At 72.7% G+C, this 17,620-nt stretch carries 15 protein-coding genes, 1 tRNA gene and 1 other RNA gene; 9 read left to right on the forward strand and 8 right to left on the reverse strand.

Features of this window, described 5'->3' with window-relative positions:
- The first annotated feature begins 142 nt into the window (after window positions 1-142).
- On the forward strand, window positions 143-673 hold the full coding sequence (locus KSED_RS05845) for a DUF3145 family protein (RefSeq protein WP_015779180.1): 531 nt from the start codon (window positions 143-145) through the stop codon (window positions 671-673).
- Window positions 674-796: 123 nt separating this feature from the next.
- Here the strand turns inward: KSED_RS05845 and KSED_RS05850 are convergent, their stop codons facing one another.
- The 6 genes from KSED_RS05850 to KSED_RS05875 form a co-directional block, all read right to left on the reverse strand.
- The gene (locus KSED_RS05850) at window positions 797-2,284 is read right to left on the reverse strand and encodes an acyl-CoA carboxylase subunit beta (protein ID WP_015779181.1); all 1,488 of its coding nucleotides are present in this window, start codon (window positions 2,282-2,284) and stop codon (window positions 797-799) included.
- Complete coding sequence (fabF, locus tag KSED_RS05855) at window positions 2,281-3,519, reverse strand: beta-ketoacyl-ACP synthase II (RefSeq protein WP_015779182.1); 1,239 nt, start codon at window positions 3,517-3,519, stop codon at window positions 2,281-2,283. Before fabF ends, KSED_RS05850 begins: the two co-directional genes overlap by 4 nt.
- 74 nt (window positions 3,520-3,593) lie before the next feature.
- The gene (locus KSED_RS05860; RefSeq protein ID WP_015779183.1) at window positions 3,594-3,842 is read right to left on the reverse strand and encodes an acyl carrier protein; all 249 of its coding nucleotides are present in this window, start codon (window positions 3,840-3,842) and stop codon (window positions 3,594-3,596) included.
- A gap of 96 nt (window positions 3,843-3,938) precedes the next feature.
- Window positions 3,939-4,901, reverse strand: coding sequence for a beta-ketoacyl-ACP synthase III (locus KSED_RS05865; RefSeq protein WP_015779184.1), 963 nt, complete (start codon window positions 4,899-4,901; stop codon window positions 3,939-3,941).
- Window positions 4,901-6,091 carry an acyltransferase domain-containing protein gene (locus tag KSED_RS05870; RefSeq protein ID WP_015779185.1) on the reverse strand — a complete coding sequence of 397 codons (1,191 nt, stop codon included), beginning with the start codon at window positions 6,089-6,091 and terminating at the stop codon, window positions 4,901-4,903. Before KSED_RS05870 ends, KSED_RS05865 begins: the two co-directional genes overlap by 1 nt.
- A gap of 89 nt (window positions 6,092-6,180) precedes the next feature.
- Window positions 6,181-7,377, reverse strand: a complete 1,197-nt coding sequence (locus KSED_RS05875; RefSeq protein ID WP_041290879.1) for a PucR family transcriptional regulator — start codon at window positions 7,375-7,377, stop codon at window positions 6,181-6,183.
- A 157-nt stretch (window positions 7,378-7,534) separates the two neighbouring features.
- Here KSED_RS05875 and KSED_RS05880 point away from each other — a divergent pair, with 157 nt between their 5' ends.
- Window positions 7,535-8,812 carry a glycerophosphodiester phosphodiesterase gene (locus tag KSED_RS05880; RefSeq protein ID WP_015779187.1) on the forward strand — a complete coding sequence of 426 codons (1,278 nt, stop codon included), beginning with the start codon at window positions 7,535-7,537 and terminating at the stop codon, window positions 8,810-8,812.
- 66 nt (window positions 8,813-8,878) lie between these two features.
- Here KSED_RS05880 and aceE read toward each other — a convergent pair whose 3' ends face one another.
- A complete protein-coding gene (aceE, locus tag KSED_RS05885) occupies window positions 8,879-11,626 on the reverse strand; it encodes a pyruvate dehydrogenase (acetyl-transferring), homodimeric type (RefSeq protein WP_015779188.1) in 2,748 nt (915 codons plus the stop codon).
- Between the two features lie 244 nt (window positions 11,627-11,870).
- Here aceE and KSED_RS05890 point away from each other — a divergent pair, with 244 nt between their 5' ends.
- From KSED_RS05890 to KSED_RS13590, 4 genes are all read left to right on the forward strand, one after another.
- Window positions 11,871-12,296, forward strand: a complete 426-nt coding sequence (locus KSED_RS05890; protein ID WP_015779189.1) for a DUF3052 domain-containing protein — start codon at window positions 11,871-11,873, stop codon at window positions 12,294-12,296.
- A gap of 69 nt (window positions 12,297-12,365) precedes the next feature.
- Window positions 12,366-12,438, forward strand: a tRNA-Val gene (locus tag KSED_RS05895).
- 1 nt (window position 12,439) lies between these two features.
- A complete protein-coding gene (locus KSED_RS05900; RefSeq protein ID WP_015779190.1) occupies window positions 12,440-13,303 on the forward strand; it encodes a Nif3-like dinuclear metal center hexameric protein in 864 nt (287 codons plus the stop codon).
- Between the two features lie 2 nt (window positions 13,304-13,305).
- Complete coding sequence (locus tag KSED_RS13590; RefSeq protein WP_015779191.1) at window positions 13,306-14,145, forward strand: histidine phosphatase family protein; 840 nt, start codon at window positions 13,306-13,308, stop codon at window positions 14,143-14,145.
- 14 nt (window positions 14,146-14,159) lie between these two features.
- Here the strand turns inward: KSED_RS13590 and KSED_RS05910 are convergent, their stop codons facing one another.
- Entirely contained in the window at window positions 14,160-14,906 is a 747-nt protein-coding gene (locus KSED_RS05910) for a YaaA family protein (protein ID WP_015779192.1), read from the reverse strand.
- 30 nt (window positions 14,907-14,936) lie between these two features.
- On the opposite strand from KSED_RS05910, the gene KSED_RS05915 reads away from it, so the two are divergent.
- The 3 genes from KSED_RS05915 (at window position 14,937) to KSED_RS15085 (ending at window position 17,548) form a co-directional block, all read left to right on the forward strand.
- Window positions 14,937-16,406 (forward strand): RNB domain-containing ribonuclease, encoded by a 1,470-nt coding sequence (locus tag KSED_RS05915; RefSeq protein WP_015779193.1) that lies wholly within the window; start codon window positions 14,937-14,939, stop codon window positions 16,404-16,406.
- A gap of 44 nt (window positions 16,407-16,450) precedes the next feature.
- Window positions 16,451-16,829: RNase P RNA component class A (gene rnpB, locus KSED_RS13925), an RNA gene on the forward strand.
- A 248-nt stretch (window positions 16,830-17,077) separates the two neighbouring features.
- The gene (locus KSED_RS15085; RefSeq protein WP_015779194.1) at window positions 17,078-17,548 is read left to right on the forward strand and encodes an excalibur calcium-binding domain-containing protein; all 471 of its coding nucleotides are present in this window, start codon (window positions 17,078-17,080) and stop codon (window positions 17,546-17,548) included.
- The last annotated feature ends 72 nt before the right edge of the window (window positions 17,549-17,620 follow it).

Consider the following 17,620-nt stretch of genomic DNA (forward strand, 5'->3'; position numbering starts at 1 on the left):
CCGGCTGATCAGCCCCCCGGCTGGCGCAACCCTTGACCGATGGTGCAGACTGCTCCCACAACCGCAGAACTGTTCGGGCCGACCAGGTCGTCCACGGGATCGAGGCGTTGGGGAAGACGTCGAGCGATCACAGGAGGATCCGATGTCCGGCACCAGCCAGCGTCCCCAGGCCCAGGGGGTTGTGTTCATCCACGCCACCCCGGTGGCCCTGTGCCCCCACCTCGGGTGGGCGATCCAGCATGCCCTCACGCAGCACGGCGTGAGCGTCGCCCCCCGCATCCAGTGGACCGACCAGCCGGCACAGCCGGGGTCGGTGCGCGGGGAGTTCACCTGGCACGGCCGGCCCGGCCTGGGCGCGGCCCTCGCGACGGCACTGCGCCCCTTCGAGGGTGTCCACTTCGAGGTGACCGAGGACCCCACCGTGGGCTCCGACGGGTCCCGGTGGTCCCACACGCCCGCCCTGGGCATCCACCATGCCTCCACGAACGCCATCGGCGACGCCGTGGTCCACGAGAACCGCCTGCGCGCTGTGGTCGAGGCCAGCCGGGGCGACGGGCGGGCCCTGGCAGACGGCATCGACCGCCTGCTGGGCACCGCCTGGGACGCCGAGCTGGAGGTGTACCGGCACGCGGGGGACGCCGCGCCGGTGCGCCACCTGCACGCTGCGGGCTGAGCGCCGCCAGCGGGCCTGCCGCCCGCGCCATGGTCCGGCGTCGGACCCCCGGACGACACGAGGAGGGCCACCCAGGACGGGGTGGCCCTCCTCAGTGCTTGCACCGCCAGCGGCGGCTCGCCCTCACAGCGGGATGTTGTTGTGCTGCCCCCGCCGCTGGGGCGCCTCGGCCAGGGCCGTTGCGATGACCGAGCGGGTGACGGTCGGCTCGACGACGTCGTCGATCACGCCGATCTCCATGCCCCGGGCCAGTCCGCCGGAGAGCTTCGCGTGCTCGTCGGCGAGCTCCTGCTCCACCCGGGCGCGGTCTTCGCCCTCCACCTCGGCCAGCTTGCGTCGGTGGAGGATGCGGACGGCGGCGACATGCCCCATCACGGCCATCTCCGCGCCGGGCCAGGCGAACACCTTCGTGGCGCCCAGCGAGCGGCTGTTCATGGCGATGTAGGCCCCGCCGTAGGTCTTGCGGGTCACCAGCGTGACGCGGGGGACGACGGCCTCGGCGAAGGCGTGCAGGAGCTTGGCCCCGCGACGCACGACACCGTCCCACTCCTGGCCGACGCCCGGCAGGTAGCCGGGAACGTCCACCAGGACGACCAGCGGCACCCCCATCGCGTCACAGAGGCGCACGAAGCGCGCGGCCTTCTCCGCCGACGAGGAGTCCAGACAGCCCCCCAGGCGCATCGGGTTGTTCGCCACCACACCGACGGTGCGGCCCCCCAGCCGGCCGAGCACGGTGACGATGTTGGGCGCCCACTTCGGGTGCAGCTCCACCGCATCGGCCGGGAGGGTCACGCTCATGGGGTTCAGGTCGTCCCCGGCGCCCTCGCCGTCCAGCAGGTCGGCCACGAGCGGGTGCACGTCGTAGGCGCGCTTGGGGGAGCTGGGGAAGGTGGCAGCCAGGTCCCGGTCGGTGACGCTCCCCAGGTCGAACGTGCCCTGGTTGCCGAACAGCGAGCACAGCGCGCGAGTCCGCTCGAAGGCCTCGTCGTCGGTGGTCGTCACCACGTGGACCACGCCGGAGCGTCGCCCGTGCGGCTCCGGGCCGCCCAAGCGCAGTGCGTCCACCTGCTCGCCGGTCACCGAGCGCACGACGTCGGGGCCGGTGACGAAGACCCTCCCCTCGGGGCCCAGCACGACCAGGTCGGTCAGGGCCGGCCCGTAGGCAGCACCACCAGCGGCGGCACCCAGCACCAGGGAGATCTGCGGGATCACGCCGGAGACGCGGGTCATCACGGCGAACACCTCACCCACGGCGTGCAGGGAGACGACCCCCTCGGCGAGGCGGGCGCCACCGGAGTGCCACAGGCCCACGATGGGGGTGCCCGCACCCAGGGCGGCCTCGTACGCGGTGAGGATGACCTTGCAGCCGGCCTGCCCCATCGCGCCGCCCTGGATGGTGGGGTCGGCGGCGAAGGCGACGACCGCGGTGCCGTCCACCTCGCCGCGGCCGGCCACCATGCCGGAGTCGTCCCAGGGGGTGAGCAGCTCACAGGTGCCGTCGTCGAAGAAGCGCTCCAGGCGGGCGACGGGATTGCGCGGGTCCTGGTCCCGCGGCGGCTTGCCGGCTGCGGCCGCGGCGGTGCTGCTGGGGGTGGACTCGGGGGCGCTCACGAGGCGCTCCCGAAGACCACGGCGACGTTGTGGCCGCCGAACCCGAAGGAGTTGTTCAGGGCCGCCACCTGGCCGGCGGGGAGCTCCCGGTGCGCGTCGCGGACCACGTCCAGCTGGATCGCCTCGTCGAAGCTCTCGATGTTGGCGGTGGCAGGGGCGGTGCGGTCGTGCAGGGCCATCACGGTGAAGACCGACTCGACGGCTCCGGCGCCACCCAGCAGGTGCCCCGTGAGCGACTTGGTCCCCGAGACGGCCATGTGGTCGGCCTCGTCACCGAAGGCGCGGCGGATCGCCTTGCTCTCGGCGATGTCGCCGACCGGCGTGCTGGTGGCGTGGGCGTTGACGTGGACGATGTCCGCCGCGCTCACGCCGGCGTCCTCCACGGCCATGGACATCGCGCTGGCGGCGCCGACGCCCTCGGGCTCCGGGGCCGCGATGTGGTGGGCGTCGGAGGTCATGCCGGCCCCGAGCACCCGGGCGTACACCCGCGCCCCGCGGGCCGCGGCGTGCTCGGCGCTCTCGAGCACCAGCGCGCCACCCCCCTCGCCCAGGACGAACCCGTCGCGGTCGGTGTCGTACGGGCGCGAGGCCGTGGTGGGGGAGTCGTTGCGGGTCGAGAGGGCCTGCATCTGTGCGAAGCCCGCCATCGGCATCGGGTGGATGCAGCTCTCTGCGCCGCCGACCACGACGACGTCGGCCTCACCGCGACGCAGCAGCCCCAGGCCCACGGCGACGGCCTCGGCGCCCGAGGCGCAGGCGCTCACCGGGGTGCGGGAGGCCCCACGGGCGCCCAGCTCCAGCGACACGGCGGCGGCGCCGGCGTTCGGCATCAGCATGGGGACGGTCAGCGGGGAGACGCGGCGCGTGCCCTTCTCGCGCAGCACGTCCCACTGGTTCATCACCGTCACCACACCGCCGATGCCGGTGCCCATCACCACGGCGAGCCGGGCGGGGTCCACCTCGGGCGACTGGGCGTCGGCCCAGGCCTGCTTGGCGCTGATCAGCGAGAACTGGGTGGTGCGGTCCATGCGCTTGGCCTGGACCCGGGAGAGGACGTCCTCGACGTCGGCGGTCACCTGGGTGGCGAACTCCACGGGCAGCCCGTACTGGTCCTTCCACTCCGGCGGGAGGGCAGCGGCCCCCGAGGTGCCGTTCAACAGGGCCTGCCAGGTCTCGGCCACGGTGCCACCCAGCGGGGTGATGGCGCCCAGGCCGGTGACGACGACGTCGGTCATGGTTCCTCCGGTGGTGAGAGAAGTCTGATGGGGGCCGGGCGTTCTGCAGAGGCCGCCCGGCCCCGCAGGTGGCCTCAGGCCTGGTGGGACTTGATGTAGTTCACGGCGTCGGCAACGGTGTTCAGATTGCCCATCTCCTCGTCGGGGATGGCGACGCCGGTCTTCTCCTCGACGTTCACGAGGATGGTCATCATCGACAGCGAGTCGATGTCGAGGTCGCCGGCGAAGGACTTCTCCGGGGTGACCTCTGCCGGCTCGATGCCGGTCTCCTCGCTGACGACGTCAGCGAGCACGGTCAGGATCTCCTGATCGGACTGAGCCATGGTTCCTCCTGTGGTGGGCCCGCCTGGGCCCTCGATGGTGTCGGCAGCTGCCGACCGGGTGTGGTCCGGTGTTGACCCGCCGGACCGCGGGAGTCCTCAGGGCAGACGGACGACCTGAGCGGCGTATACCAACCCGGCTCCGAATCCGATCTGCAGCGCGAGCCCACCGGACGGGGCGGATCCGTCGGCCAGCATCCTCGCGGTGGCCACGGGGATGGACGCGGCCGAGGTGTTTCCGGTCCGTCGGATGTCGTCCGCGACGGGCACGTGGGCCGGGAGGCCCAACTGCTTCACCATCTCCGCGGTGATGCGCGCGTTGGCCTGGTGGGGGATGAACACATCCAGGTCCGTGGCGGCCACGCCGGCGGCGTCCAGCGCCTGCTGGCAGATGGGGGCCATGCCCCAGACGGCCCACCGGAAGACCGACTGGCCGGCCATGGTGAGCATGCCGTCCTCGCGGGTGCGGATGACCTCCCACTGGTCGCCCTTCGAGCCCCAGACGGTGGGGCCGATGCCGGAGACCTCCGAGAGGCTGACCACGGCGGCGCCGGCGGCGTCGCCGAAGAGGAACGCGGTGCCGCGGTCGTCGGGATCGGTGAACTGGGAGAGGAGCTCGACGCCGACCACCAGCACGTGGTCGGCGGTGCCGGCCCCGACCATGTCGTTGGCCAGGGCGATGCCGTGGCAGTAGCCCGCGCACGCGGCGGACAGGTCGAAGGCGGGGGCGGTGCTGCCCAGCTCGGCGGCCAGCATCGGGGCCACGCCGGGGGTCCGCATCGGGTTCGAGACGGTCGCGACGACGATGGCGCCCAGCTGGTCGGCCGTCACACCGGCGTGCTCGAGTGCCTGCCGCGCGGCCGCGGTCGCCATCGAGAGCGTGGTGTCCTCCGCGGAGGCCCAGCGGCGCTCCTCGATGCCGGAGCGCTGTCGGATCCACTCGTCGCTGGAGTCGATGCGTTCGACGAGCTCGCTGTTGGGGACGACGCGCTCGGGGCGGAAGGCGCCGACGCCGGAGATGGCGGCCGGGCGCAGGGAGGTGGTCGTGCGCAGTGCCTGCATCAGTCCTCCTGGCTGGGGTGGATCCGGACGATCGGCTGTCCGGGGGCCACCGGGTCGCCGTCCTGGACGAGCCACTCGACGATCTGCCCACCGTGGGTGGCCACGACGGGCACCTCCTCGCGCAGTGCGCGAACCGTGGCGAGCTGGTCGCCCGCCGCGAAACGCCCGCCCTCGCCCTTGTCACAGCAGGCGAGGTCGACGGTCCCCTTGGCGGGGGAGACGAGCATCCGCCAGGTCGGGTGGTCGGTGCCCTCGGACCGGTCCTCACCGTGCTCGGCGATCATGCGCCGGGCCGCCTCGAGGTCGTCGGGGGTCTTGAGCGCGAGGGCCTCGACGCCCTTGAGGTGCTTCTTGACCAGGCCCGTCAGCGTGCCGGCCGGCGGGATCTCGATGACGCCGGTGATCCCCATGTCGGCGAAGGCGTCCATGCACAGGTCCCAACGCACCGGGCGCGAGACCTGGGTCACCAGGCGGGTGAGCACCTCGCGCCCCGAGCGCAGCACCGAGCCGTCGGCGTTGGAGACGAGGTCGATGCGGGCGTCGTGGGTACTCATGGCACGGGCGTAGCCGGCCAGGGTCTCGACGGCCGGGCTCATGTGCTCGGTGTGGAAGGCCCCGGCGACCTGCAGCGGGATCACGCGGGTGCGGGCCGGCGGCTGGGCCGCGAAGGCCTCGAGCTGCTCGACCGTGCCCGCAGCGACCACCTGGTTCGCGCCGTTCTGGTTGGCCGCGGTCAGCCCCGCGGCCTCGATGGCGGCCACGACCTCGTCGCGGTCACCGCCGACGACGGCCCGCATGGAGGTGGGCGTGCGGGCCGAGGCCTCGGCCATGCCCTGGCCCCGGGCCCGCACGAAGACCATGGCCTGCTCGGCGCTGAGGACGCCGGTGCCGACGGCGGCGGTGATCTCCCCGACGCTGTGACCGGCCCCCACGCGCACCGTCCGGTAGGCGTCGGCGGGGTGGTCGAAGAGGGCCAGGAAGCTCACCAGGCCGGAGCCGACGATGAGCGGCTGGGCCACGGCCGTGTCACGGATGGTGTCCGCGTCCGAGGTGGTGCCGTGAGCCACCAGGTCGATCCCCGCACACGCGGAGAGCCACGCCATCCGGTCGGCGAAACCGGGCAGCTCGAGCCAGGGGGCGAGGAAGCCGGGGGACTGAGCGCCCTGTCCAGGGCAGACGATCGCAAGCACGAGCCCCACTCTTGCAAGGCATTCCGGGGGCGTGCCGGGGTGGGGAATCACCGAGGACCTCCCACATCTCTGGAGGTTTCCTCCAAAAGTCAGGCGTCTCCCTGCACCGACCGCCTCCACTGGGGAACCCGCGGGGCGTCGATGCGGTGCACCGCCAGCGCCACCCGGAGCGTCCAGGCGTCCCGCGGGTCGGTGAGGTCGAGCCCCACGACCTCCTCGATGCGGGCGAGCCGGTAGCGCACCGTGTTGACGTGGACGAACAGTGCCCGGGCGCTGGCCTCGAGCGCGCCACCCTGCGTCAGCATCGTCTCGGCGGTGGCGAGCAGGTCGCGGCCGGCCTCCTCCAAGGGGCGGACCACCAGCTTGGTGAGCTCGCGGCGGGCCGAGTCGTCACCGGCCAGGACCCGCTCGGGGAGCAGCTCGCTCGAGCGCACTGCGGCCGGGGCGTCGGGCCAGGCGCGTGAGGCGTTCCACCCGGCCAGGGCGGCCCGGGCTGAGCGGCCGGCGGCGAAGAGGTGGGGCACGACCGGCCCGACCACCACCGGGCTCTCGTCCAGGGCGGCGGTCAGTGGCGCGAACGCGTCCTCGGCGTCGTCGAGGCCGGAGAGGACCACCACCACACGCCCGGAGTTGATGGTGACCAGGGCCTCCCGGCCGTGGCGGCGACAGGCGCTGCGGACCTGCCGGACGAGCTCCGCCTCGTCGGTGAGGTCGCTGCTGGTGCCCACCGCGACGGCGACCCCCTGCGCCTGCCCCCAGCCGAGTGCCGCGGCCCGGGAGTGGATGTCCTCGGTGGCCTCGCCCCGCAGGACGGCGTCGACCACGAGCGACTCCAGCCGGGAGTCCCAAGAGCCGCGGGCCTCGGCGGCGCGCGCATACACCGTGGCGGCACCGAAGGCGATGTCTCGGCTGAAGCGCAGGCAGGCCACCAGCAACCGGTCCCGCTCGGAGGGGTCGTGCGCGAGGTCCTCCACGGACTCCTCGACGGTGTGCACCGTCACCCGGACCAGCTCGATGGTCTGCTCCAGACTCAGGGCCGTGCTGAGCTCGCGGGGGGCGTCGGCGAAGACGAGGGTGGCCCGGCCGGGCTCGCCCCGTCCGGAGAGCCACTCGCCGAAGGCACGGATGCCGGCCTCGGCCACCAGCGCCACCCCCGACCGGTGCTCCGCGGAGAGCTCGCGGTACCACTCGTGTCGCTCCATCTGCAGCAGTGCCTGGTGGGTGAGTTCCGAGACCTGGGCGCGCAGCTGGGCGAGGGTCCGGTCGTCCACGGCAGGCGCTGTCATGGGGTCACTGTAGGTCTTCGACAACGAGCGGGGGTCCGCACCCGACGGCCTGCCCTCGGCCGGGAGAGGCAGCTGTTCACCGGGCGTTCGGTCACTGCACACCCCGCCCTCATCCGGGAGCCACCGACCGTTGGGGCAGCGCTGGTGGGCTGGGGAGGTGGACAACTCAACGCGCTCTGCCGCCTCCCTCCTCCTGACCGCCACCGGACTGGCCCTCGTGACCGCCGCCCCCGCCACCGCCACCGGCGGTGACGGCACGTCGCACCCCCAGACCGCACACCCCGTCTTCACGGCCGAGAAGCCGTGGGTCATCGGCCACCGCGGGGCCTCCGGGCACCGGCCCGAACACACGCTCGAGGCCTACGAGCTGGCCGTGCGGATGGGGGCCGACTTCTTCGAGCCCGACCTCGTCAGCACCCGGGACGGCGTCCTGGTCTGCCGCCACGAGAACGAGATCTCCGGGACCACGGACGTCGCCGACCACCCGGAGTTCGCCGACCGTCGGACCACCAAGACCATCGACGGCGTCGAGCTCACCGGCTGGTTCACCGAGGACTTCACGCTGGCCGAACTCAAGACGCTCCGCGCGGTCGAGCGCATCCCCGCCGAGCGCCCCGGCAACACCCGCTACGACGGCCAGTTCGAGGTGGCCACCTTCGCGGAGGTGCTCGAGCTGCGCGAGCGGCTCTCGGCCGAGACCGGGCGCGAGATCGGCATCATCCCGGAGGTCAAGCACCCCACCTACTTCGACGGCCTCGGACTGTCCATGGAGGAGGGTCTGGTCGAGCAGCTGCGTGCGGCGCACCTGGACCACGCGGACGCGCCGGTGCACGTCCAGAGCTTCGAGCTGCAGAACCTCGTGGACCTCAACCGCTCGTTGGGTGCCGAGGTGCCGCTGGTCTTCCTGACCGCGTCCGAGGGACAGCCGTGGGACTTGGAGTCCGCCGGCGACCCCCGCACCTATGCGGACCTCATGAAACCCGAGGGGCTCAACGAGCTGGCCCGGGACATCGACGCCATCGGCCCCGAGCGCACGCTGGTCGTCCCCGAGGAGGACGGGGTGCTCGGGGAGCCGACCTCGTTGGTCGCCGACGCGCACGCCGCGGGCCTCGCCGTGACGCCCTACACCTTCCGGGCGGAGAACGCCTTCCTGCCCGAGTCGCTGCGCAGCTCGCAGGACCCGGCCGAGCTGGGGGACATGGACACCCTGGTCCGTGCCCACCTCGAGGCTGGTGTCGACGGGGTCTTCTCCGACCAGCCGGGGTTGGCGGTCACCACCCGTGACGCCTGGCGTGAGGAGCAGGGCCCCATCATCGACACCGGTGTGGCCGCGCCCGCGCAGGGTCTTCCGAGCGCGCTTCCCGGCCTGTTCGCCGGCGCCGGGGCACTTGCGCTGGGCGCCCTCCTGGTGCGGCAGGGTGCGCGTCGGGCCTGACCGCCGGGACACGACGAGGCGCCCCCGGCATCAGCCGGGGGCGCCTCGTCGTGCGGGGGGAGGGGCTCAGGCGTCGCCGCCGGCCTCACCCGAGGTGCCCGCCGTGGTGTCGAGCAGGCGGTAGTGCTCGGCGGCCTCCTTGGCGCGGCCGGCCTCCACCTCGCCTCGCTTCTCCAGGAGCTGGAGGGTCTTGACCACCATCGACGCGGAGTCGATGTGCAGGTACCGCCGGGCGGCCGGGCGGGTGTCGGAGAAGCCGAACCCGTCGGCGCCCAGGGCGTAGTAGTCGTCCTGCACCCAGGGGGCGATGAGGTCGGGCACGGCGCGCATGTAGTCGCTCGTGGCCACGACCGGGCCCTCACCGGCCGGCAGAAGCTGCTGCACGTACGGCGTCTCCTGCTCCTCGTCGGGGTGCAGGAAGGCCTTCTCGTCGCAGCGGGTGGCCTCGCGGGCCAGCTCGCTCCAGGAGGTGATGGAGAACACCGAGGCGTTCACGCCCCAGCGCTCCGCGAGCTCCTGCTGGGCGTCCAGCGCCCAGGGCACACCCACGCCGGAGGCCAGCAGGCGCGCCTTCGGTCCCTCGGCCTCGCCCTCGGCCAGCAGGTAGCCACCCTTGAGGATGCCCTCGACGTCGACGTCCTCGGGCTCCTTGGGCTGCACCATCGGCTCGTTGTAGACCGTCAGGTAGAAGATGACGTTCTCGGCGTCCTCGCCGTACATGCGGCGCATGCCCTCGGCCATCAGGTGCGAGATCTCGTAGGAGAACGCCGGGTCGTAGGAGACGACGGCCGGGTTGGAGGCGGCCAGCAGCGGGCTGTGGCCGTCCATGTGCTGCAGGCCCTCCCCCGCCAGCGTCGTCTTGCCCGCCGTCGCCCCGATGAGGAAGCCGCGCGCCAGCTGGTCGGCGGCAGCCCAGATGCTGTCGCCGGTGCGCTGGAAGCCGAACATCGAGTAGAAGACGTACACCGGGATCATCGGCAGGTCGTGGGTGTCGTAGGACGACCCCGCGGCGGTGAAGGCAGCCACCGACCCGGCCTCGTTGATGCCCATGTGGAGGATCTGCCCCTCGGTGCTCTCCTTGTAGGACAGCATGAGGTTGGCATCCACCGACTCGTAGTTCTGCCCGTGGGGGTTGTAGATCTTGGCCGTCGGGAAGAAGGCGTCCATGCCGAAGGTGCGGGCCTCGTCGGGGATGATCGGCACGATCCGCTTGCCGATCTCGGAATCCCGCATCATGTCCTTGAGGATGCGGACGAAGGCCATCGTGGTGGCCACGGCCTGCGTGCCCGACCCCTTGCGGCCGATCTCGTAGGTCTTCTCCGGCGGCAGGGTCAGCGGCACGTGCTCGGAGAGGCGGGCCGGCAGGTCCCCACCCAGCTTCTTGCGGCGGTCCAGCATGTACTGGATCGTCTCGTCGTCCTCGCCGGGGTGGTAGTACGGCGCGGCGAACTGATCGTCCTCGAAGGCTGAGTCCGGCACCGGGATCTGCAGGCTGTCGCGGAAGCCCTTCAGGTCCTCCACGGTCAGCTTCTTCATCTGGTGCGTGGCATTGCGCCCGGCGAAGTGCGAGCCGAGCGAGTAGCCCTTGATGGTGTGGGCGAGGATCACCGTCGGCTGGCCGGAGTGGTTCATGGCCGCCTGGTAGGCGCTGAAGACCTTGCGGTAGTCGTGACCGCCGCGCTTGAGCTTCCACCAGATGTCCTCGTCGGACCAGTCCTTGACCATCTTGGCGGTCCGCGGGTCGCGCTCGAAGAAGTGCTCGCGCACGTAGGCGCCGTCGTTGGCACGGAAGGTCTGGAAGTCCCCGTCGGGCGTGGAGTTCATGAGGTTGACCAGCGCGCCGTCGCGGTCCGCGGCCAGCAGGTCGTCCCAGCCACGGCCCCAGAGCACCTTGATGACGTTCCACCCTGCGCCACGGAAGAAGGCCTCGAGCTCCTGCACGATCTTGCCGTTGCCGCGCACCGGACCGTCCAGACGCTGCAGGTTGCAGTTCACCACGAAGGTCAGGTTGTCCAGGCCCTCGTTCGCCGCGATCTGCAGCGCGCCGCGGGACTCTGGCTCGTCCATCTCGCCGTCACCGAGGAAGGCCCACACGTGCTGGTCGCTGGTGTCCTTCAGGCCGCGGTTGTGCAGGTACTTGTTGAACTGGGCCTGCGCGATCGCGCCCAGCGGGCCCAGCCCCATCGAGACGGTCGGGAACTGCCAGAAGTCCGGCATGCTCCGCGGGTGCGGGTAGCTCGGCAGCGCAATGAGCTTGCCGTCCACGTAGTGGGACTTCTCCTGCCGGAAACCGTTGAGCTGGTCCTCGGTGAGGCGGCCCTCCAGGAAGGAGCGGGCGTAGATGCCGGGGGAGGCGTGGCCCTGGAAGAAGACCTGGTCGCCGCCGCCGGGGTGCTGGCGGCCGCGGAAGAAGTGGTTGAAGCCCACCTCGTAGAGGGTGGCGGCCGAGGCGTAGCTCGAGAGGTGCCCGCCGACGGAGATCTCCGGGCGCTGGGCGCGGTGCACCATGATCGCGGCGTTCCACCGGATCCAGGCGCGGTAGCGGCGCTCCACCTCCTCGTCACCGGGGAACCAGGCCTCCGCCTCGGGGCCGATGGTGTTGATGTAGTCGGTGGTGGTCAGCGAGGGGACGCCAACCTGCTGCTCCCGCGAGCGGTTGAGCAGCTCCAGCATCACGTAGCGCGCGCGGGCGCGCCCCCGCTCCTCGACGAGCCCGTCCAGCGAGTCCAACCACTCACCGGTCTCCTCGGGGTCGATGTCCGGGAGCTGGCTGGGCAGACCGTTGAGAATCGGTCCGGAATCCTTGGTCGACACGAAACTTCTCCTCCTCACGCGCGCCACCCGCCGAGCGGCCGCGGCCGCTTGACGGGCTGTCTGCACCGAAGTGTGCAGGCGTACTGCGTCCATTGTTCCACCCGGGGGCGTCCTCGGCCCAGACAGGGGGAGGTTGTGGTGTGGGGCAGGCGGCCGTGCATCATGGAGGCACCTGCGGCGCCGGCCGCGGGGTGTGCCGGCGCCGTCCGCGCCCGGCACCCACGGACATCACGAGGAGGACCACGTGGAGGCGACCGCAACGGCGGGCGCACGTGCCCTGGCCGACCGGCTGGGCATCAGCGACGACCAAATCGTCCAGGAGGTCGGGTGGGACAGCGACGTCCCCGAGGACCTGCGCCTCGCCATCGAGGAGACCACCGGGGCACCGTTGGAGGACGAGTCCTACACCGGGCCGGTGGACGTGTGCCTGCTGTGGTTCCGCGCCGGCGACGGCGACCTGACGGACGACTGCGTCGATGCCCTGGGCGGGCTCGAGGACGACGGGTTCGTCCTGCTGGTCACGCCGAACCTCAAGCACGAGCTGCACGTCGACCAGGCCGATGTCGACGACGCGGCCAAGACCGCCGGCCTGCAGCCCCAGAGCTCGGTCCAGATCGATGACGTGTGGCTGGCCACCAAGCTCGGTCGCCCGACGCGTCGGCGCGGGTGACGCACGGTTGACGGGCGGGTGCCCGGTGCGGGGTGACAGGATGACCCCGCGCGGCGCCCGCCGCGCACGGGGCCTGTAGCTCAGCTGGCAGAGCACTGCGTTTACACCGCAGGTGTCGTCGGTTCGATCCCGGCCGGGCCCACATGGAGACCAGCCTGTGCACCCTTGCCGATGCGGTGGACGTCCTCGATGCGATGTTCCCGCCGAACACGGCCCTCGGTGGTGACACCGTCGGCCTGACGGTCGGCGACCCGTCGGCCCCCGTGCGGTCGGTGCTGCTGGCGGTCGACCCCACCCTGGCGGTGGTCGACGAGGCGGTGGCCGGGGGGCACGACCTGATGGTCACGCACCACCACCTGCTGCGCAGCGGCCTGCACGCCGTCCTGCCCAGTGAGCCCAAGGGCGCCGCGGTGCTGGCCCTGGCCGGTGGCGGGGTGGGCCTGTACTCGGCGCACACCAACGCCGACGTCGCCCGCGGTGGCGTGAACGAGGCCCTGGCATCCGCGGTGGGCCTGCAGCACGTGGAGCCGCTGTCCCTGCCCGAGGGCCAGCCCCTGGGCCGGGTGGGGCAGCTCGCCCAGGAGATGACCCTGGCTCAGTTCGCGGAGCACCTGGCCGGCGTCCTGCCCGGTGCGCCGGCGGGGCTCCGGGTGGCCGGTCCGCGCGACGGGCGTGTGGAGCGCGTGGCCGTGCTCGGCGGCTCGGGGGACCGCGAGTTCGATGCCGTGCGGGAGGCGGGCGCGGACGTCTACGTCACGGCCGACCTGCGCCACCACCCCGTGAGCGAGTTCCGCGAGCACGGCCTGCTGGCAGCGCGCAGCGGGGGCGCCGACGGCCCCTTCGTCATCGATGCGGGTCACTGGGCCACCGAGTCGCTCTGGCTGCGGTACGCCGGCGAGCGGCTCGTCGCGGGAGTGCGCCAGGTCACGGGGGCCGAGATCACCGCGACGGTCAGCGCCACGTGCACCGACCCGTGGGACTTCGTCGTCAGCACCCAGGAGGGTTGAGCATGGTCGGCAAGGACGGTGTCGTGACCCAGGGTGAGGGGGCCGGCGAGGAGGCCCAGGGCGGGAAGCAGGTCCGCGACGAGACCCACGCACCGGAGCCGCCCGGTGCCCTGCCCGCTGGGGGCGCCGCCGCCCGGGCCGAGGCCGGGGCGGGAACGCTGGCAGGTGGGCACCGCTGGCAGTTGGTGCTGCTGCGCCACGGGGTGACCGAGTACACCGAGACCTACCGCATCGACGGGCGGGGCGGCAGCAACCCGCCCCTCTCGGCGCTGGGGGAGCGACAGGCGGCGCGCGCGGCCGAGGAGCTGGGGCGGCTGTTGGCCGAGCCGGCGACGCAGGGGCGGGTGCGCGTGGTCACCTCCAGCCTCGAGCGGGCCCGGCAGACCGGCGGGGGAGTTGCGGCGGCCCTGGGCCTCGGGGCGGGCCAGGACGCGCGGTTCGACGAGCAGGCCTTCGGCGAGTGGGACGGCCTTTCGTGGCGGGAGGTCGACGAGCAGGGCCATGGTCTGGCCCGCGCGTTCGCCCAGGATCCGGATTGCGTGGTCCCCGGCGGGGAGACCCACCAGGAGGTGGCCCTCCGGGTGCTGGAGGGACTGCAGGCGCTCGGGAGGACGGCCGTGGAGGAGGAGCTGCACACGGTCGTGGTGGCGGCGCACCGCATCGCGATCATGACCGCGCTGGAGTCCGTGCTGGGCATGGGCTACCCGCGGTCTTGGGCCCTGGGGCAGCACCCCGCGGCCTTCCACACGCTCGAGTTCGTCGGGCCCGACGTGCCGGGCGGTTTCGTCGAGCTCAGCGGGCTCAACGTGCGCAGCCACCTCGAGGGTCTCCCCGCCCGCTGACCGACCGCTGGGGATCAGGCCACGTTCACCTGCAGGCGCCAGGGCGCCGAGGACGAGGCGGGGTCGAGCAGGTCCGTCGTGAAGCCGTGGTCGCGCAGCTGCGCCGCGAGCTCCTCCGGGCGGGCCGGGTTGAGGCCTTGCTCGCAGATCGCCCGGGCCACCAGCCCCCGCGTGTGCTTGGCCATGTGCGTGGCCCCGGGGACCTCGAGGGCCACCCAGCGCCGCGCCAGGTCGCCCTGCGGACGCCACGCGGCGACGTAGGTGGATGAGCGTGCGTCGACCACCAGCCCGCGGGCTCCTGCCGCACCGGGCAGCGCCTCGGCCAGCGGGGCGCGCCACAGGGCGGCCAGCGGTCCCAGCTCCGGCACCGGGGTGTTCATGGCCAGCCGGTAGGGGGCGATGCGGTCACCCAGCCGGACCGCGCCGTGCAGGGCCGAGACCACGACGCACCACTGGCTGGCGCGCCGCCGCCCGGCGGGGGAGAGCGACGCCGTGTCCAGGGCGTCGTAGAGCACCCCGGAGTACACCGCATCGGCGCGGGCGGTGGGGGCGCTGTCGAGCCGGGTGTTGCGCGCCACCTCCTCGGCGAGGGACTCCTGCAGGCCGAGCGCGGCCGGGCCCTCGGCGCTGCGGGCGGCCACGGCACGCGCCACGCGTTCGCGGACGGGCTCCAGGGCGGGGAAGGATCGGTCACCGGTCCGAGCGGGTCGACCGCGCACCGGGGCGGTCTTGGACTCCGAGGGAGGCAGCAGGATCAGCACACGCGCACGGTACGTGGCTAGGGTGCCGCCATGGCACATCCCCACCTGACCCTGCGTCCGGGCCACCCGGACCCCTCCACCGCGACCGACGCCGAGGCCGTGCGCCCCGCCGCTGCCCCGGCGCTGGTGGAGGCCTTCGAGGCGATCCGCGCCGAGCACGAGATCCCTGCCGAGTTCCCGCCCGAGGTCCTCGCGGAGGCCGAGGAGGTGGCCGGCACCGACGTGCTGCCCGAACGTGACGAGCGGGCGGTGGAGTTCATCACCATCGACCCCGAGGGCTCGATGGACCTGGACCAGGCGATGCACATCGAGCGCGAGGGCGACGGCTTCCTCGTGCGCTACGCCATCGCGGACGTCCCGGCCTTCGTGGCGCCGGAGGGTGCCATCGCCGCGGAGTCCCTGCGGCGCGGGCTCACCATCTACTGCCCTGACGAGCGCACGCCGCTGCACCCGCCGGTGATGTCCGAGGGGGCTGCCTCGCTGCTGCCGGAGGAGGACCGCCCCGCGTTCGTGTGGGAGCTGCACCTCGATGCGGCGGGCGCCGTCACCTCGGCCAGCGTGGGCCGCGCGGCGGTCCGGTCGCGCCGTCGCTACACCTACGTCGAGGCGCAGGAGCAGATCGACGACGGCTCGGCCGAGGAGACGCTGCTGCTGCTCAAGGAGGTGGGTGTGCTCCGCATCGAGCAGGAGAAGGCGCGCGGCGGCGCGACCCTGCCCATGCCCGAGCAGGAGGTCGAGGCCGAGGGCGGCCACTTCGTCACCCGTTTCCGCCCCCTGCTGCCGGCGGAGGACTGGAACGCCCAGATCTCCCTGATGACGGGCATGGCCGCCGCGGACCTGATGCTGGGTGCAAAGGTCGGCATCCTGCGGACCATGCCCGACCCGGAGACCCAGGACATCGACGCGCTGCGCCGCCAGGCGAGGGGGCTGCGTGTGGACTGGCCGCAGGAGATGAGCTACGGCGACTTCCTGCGCTCGCTGGACACCACTGACGGGCGGCACCTCTTCTTGGTCCACGAGGCGACCTCGTTGTTCCGGGGCGCCGGGTACACGGCCTTCGACGGGCAGGAGCCCGAGGTGCGGACGCAGTCAGCGATCGCCGCTCCCTACGCGCACGCCACCGCGCCGCTGCGGCGCCTGGTCGACCGCTTCGTGCTGGAGATCTGCGCCGCGATCTGTGCCGAGCAGGACATCCCCGCCTGGGCGCGCGAGGCCCTGCCGGAGCTGCCGGAGCTGATGAAGGCCGCGGGCTCCCGTGCCAAGAGCGTGGAGCGTGCCTGTGTCGATGCGGTGGAGGCTGCCGTGCTGCACCCGCACGTGGGAGAGGAGTTCGACGGCATCGTGGTGGACGTCGACGACTCCGACGGCTTCACCGTGCAGATCCCCGAGCCCGCGGTCGTGGCCCGGGCACAGGGACAGGTCGAGCCCGGCGACGAGGTGCGGGTGCGGCTGACCGAGGCGGACGTCCGCGAGCACCGCCTCGCCTTCGAGCTCGCCTAACCGGGAGGGCCGGTCCCGCGAGGTCGTAGACTCTGCGGCCGAGACGAGTCGGCCGGACGGTCGCGTCGGGGCCCCTGGAGGGCACCCGCCGAGGAAAGTCCGGGCTCCACAGGGAACGGTGGTGGCCAACAGCCACCCGGGGTGACCCGCGGGACAGTGCCACAGAGAACAGACCGCCCGTGCACGCACGGGTGAGGGTGAAACGGTGGTGTAAGAGACCACCAGCGCGCCAGGTGACTGGCGTGGCTCGGCAAACCCCACCGGGAGCAAGGTCAGACAGCGCGTGTCCGAGGGCGTCCCGCCCGAGCGCGCGGGTAGACCGCTGGAGGTGGCTGGCAACAGCCACCCGAGATGGATGGCCGTCACCCGGCCCGGAGTGATCCGGGCCGGGCACAGGACCCGGCTTACAGGCCGGCTCGTCTCACCTCATCGCCATCGGGGGGGGCGCAGAATCCCCGTCCTGAGGCCAGTTCTGCACCGTCCCGCACGTCCGACAGCACCTCCTCGTCCGTGCCCTCCAGGCACGAGTGCACCTGCCCCGTGGAGGGGGCCCCGCCCAGCCCAGAGGGCGCCCCGCCGTGCCCTCTTCCGGCTGCGCGGCGTGATGGGGTGCCCTACGGTGGCTGTGGGGCCACCGGCCCCACAGCCCTGCCCGATCGAGAGGAACCATCATGCGCAAGCTCCTGCTGACGGTCGCCGGAAGCGCCTTCCTGGCCACCGGCCTCGTCGCCCCTGCCCAGGCCGCCACCCCGGACTTCGCCAACTGCACCGAGGCGAACGAGGCGGGTTACTACAACATCCCGGCCAGCAGCCCGGTCTACAAGAAGAAGTTCGACCGCGATGGTGACGGCGTCGGCTGCGACCACCCGGACCCCACCAAGCGCGGCACCTACATCCACCCCGAGACCGCGCCTGCCCCCAAGCCGGCCCCGGAGCCCGCTCCCGCCCCGAAGCCCGCGCCCAAGCCGGCTCCGAAGCCCGTCGAGGAGACCCCGGCCCCCGCGCCGGACGTCGAGGGCCCGACCGCTGAGACCGGGTACGCCGCCACGGACAACACCGGCGTGGCCCTGGTCGGCGGCGCTGCCCTGCTCCTCGCCGGCGGTGCCGTGACCGTCGCAGGTGCACGCAGCACGCGTCGCTGACCGCACTCGCCGTCGCCCCGCCTGCCCTTTCGGGGTAGGCGGGGCGATCGCTTGCTGCGCCTGGTCTCGCCT

The sequence above is a fragment of the Kytococcus sedentarius DSM 20547 genome, assembly GCF_000023925.1.
In the GTDB taxonomy this organism is placed as follows: domain Bacteria; phylum Actinomycetota; class Actinomycetes; order Actinomycetales; family Dermatophilaceae; genus Kytococcus; species Kytococcus sedentarius.